2 protein-coding genes are annotated in these 1,757 nt (G+C 56.9%); one reads left to right on the top strand and one right to left on the bottom strand.

Going from position 1 to position 1,757, the window contains the following annotated elements; translation table 11 throughout:
• Positions 1-184 precede the first annotated feature (184 nt).
• Complete coding sequence (locus IVB36_RS40575) at positions 185-367, top strand: hypothetical protein (protein WP_345946521.1); 183 nt, start codon at positions 185-187, stop codon at positions 365-367.
• A 335-nt stretch (positions 368-702) separates the two neighbouring features.
• Here the strand turns inward: IVB36_RS40575 and IVB36_RS26285 are convergent, their stop codons facing one another.
• Positions 703-876: a hypothetical protein gene (locus IVB36_RS26285; RefSeq protein WP_162847274.1), complete on the bottom strand. Its 174-nt coding sequence runs from the start codon at positions 874-876 to the stop codon at positions 703-705.
• Positions 877-1,757 lie beyond the last annotated feature (881 nt).

The raw sequence follows: 1,757 nt of genomic DNA, 5'->3' as shown, positions 1-1,757 counted from the left end.
TTTTGCTGTCCAATCCCATCCGAAACCTCCGTCCAAGCCGGAGGCTTCTTTCGCACGTTCATTCGAATTCTGAAGCAAGGGTATCGGCTTCGCGCTTACAAATAATGTGGTACCTTTGTCGGTCCGAAGACGTTCGTGAAGTGGATGTCATACCTCGACAGAAGATGACGATCGACGTGAATTTTTGAAGACCTGCAGTAGATTTGCGGCCGTAACGCCGCCCGCCATGACCTTGCTTCTATCGACCTCACTCACGTCAAACGCCATCGCTGCGTCTGGGGCAAAAGGTGTGAACGGAGGTGGGGCAGAGCACCATCACCATGAGCACCACCTCGAACACCATCCTCACGACCGGGACGACGATTAGTTGATGAGGGAAGAGGTCCGCCTCAGGCACTCCGGGGCCTCTGCCTTGTAAGCACATGGCCTACTCACCTAGTCGTGAGTTGGGTCGCTGTCGGCGCTCTACACATCTCGGTCGGGTTAATCGAGACGGTCTCTCGCCCATGGGCGCGACCTGCGCCGATAGTGCCACAAACAGCATCAATGTCGTTAGGGGCACCATTCCGGCGCATCATGCTCGCGCGCCGAGAGCGTCGTCGGTCGTGGCGACGTGCAGCGTGTTCAGACTGCGGCCATCGGGCAGCGGAACGGATCAGCAATCACGCCGCTGTCAGTCTCGATTGCTCATCATGCTTCGTGCTACTGCAGTTTCTGGTTGTTGGCTACTTCTCGCGCTAAACTAAGCTCAAGCTCAGTGAGCTTTTCGATCAAGTGCTCCACGATCTCCGCGCAGTCCGAATGCGTCAGCGAATGCACTCCGCGCGATGTCAGTTGGTTCTTGAGGATAGTCGCCATCATGGCTTTGACGCTCATGGACCGGCCTCGTCTGAAAAATCGGATCGTCACAAAATCAATCTGAAGTAGACGTTGAATATGGACGACAAGCAACGGCAAGAAGTTTGGTTCAACCTCCGTACAAGTACGGGCGGCGCTCGCGCTATGTTGCGTTGCGAAGCGCGTTGCCGTTGCAACACCAAAGCAGCGCTTCGCTCCGAATTCGGGACTTACGAAACAATTCGTTAGCTTTTATCTGGCTTGCTAGGTGCGTGCCGATTACCGCCGATTGCGGCACATGGAATGGGAATACCGGCCCCGGCTGTTCCTCCCAACCTGCGGCCGGGGCCGTTTGAACTTGCACTGCACCGTTCAACCCGGTCCACGACAATGTTTAGAGGCATTGCCATCACGCTATTTGGGATTTGGGCTGACCATTCTTTCGCAGCTCGATCAGACGCTCTTCTATGGTCGAAATACTGGCGCCGCGCTCAGGCTTGTGCGGGACATTAGTCGTGGTTCCGGCCTGTAGGTCAGCCGTGCTGCGCTCCTTCGGGCGGGGCATGCGCGAGCTTCCTCGACGGCTACTTCTTCAACAATACCCCTATCGTTCGCGCCATTCGCCTCACTGATCCTGCGTGACGGCCCAGCTCGGCTGCAATCTTCGATACGCCAGCGCCCGTCCGTGCCAGCTTCGACAATTGCTGGACCTCGCGGTCGGTCCATTGCTTTGGCTTCGGCGTTTTCATGGTGCGGTGCTCACCCGTACCAGTTAACCAGCGCGCCTCGTTTCGAACACTTGGGAAATTTACGGGTGGGTCCGTGGGCTGCGATCGAGGTTCACCGAGAAATAGTCGACCACTTCCGTAGCCTCGGCGCCTTGCCTGAAACCCCGCTGTTCTTCGAAATCGACGGAAGGA

This window comes from Bradyrhizobium sp. 35 (assembly GCF_023073215.1).
Lineage (GTDB): Bacteria > Pseudomonadota > Alphaproteobacteria > Rhizobiales > Xanthobacteraceae > Bradyrhizobium > Bradyrhizobium canariense_D.
The sequence above is the reverse complement of the archived record's forward strand: the minus strand, read 5'-3'. Positions and strand labels throughout refer to the sequence as shown.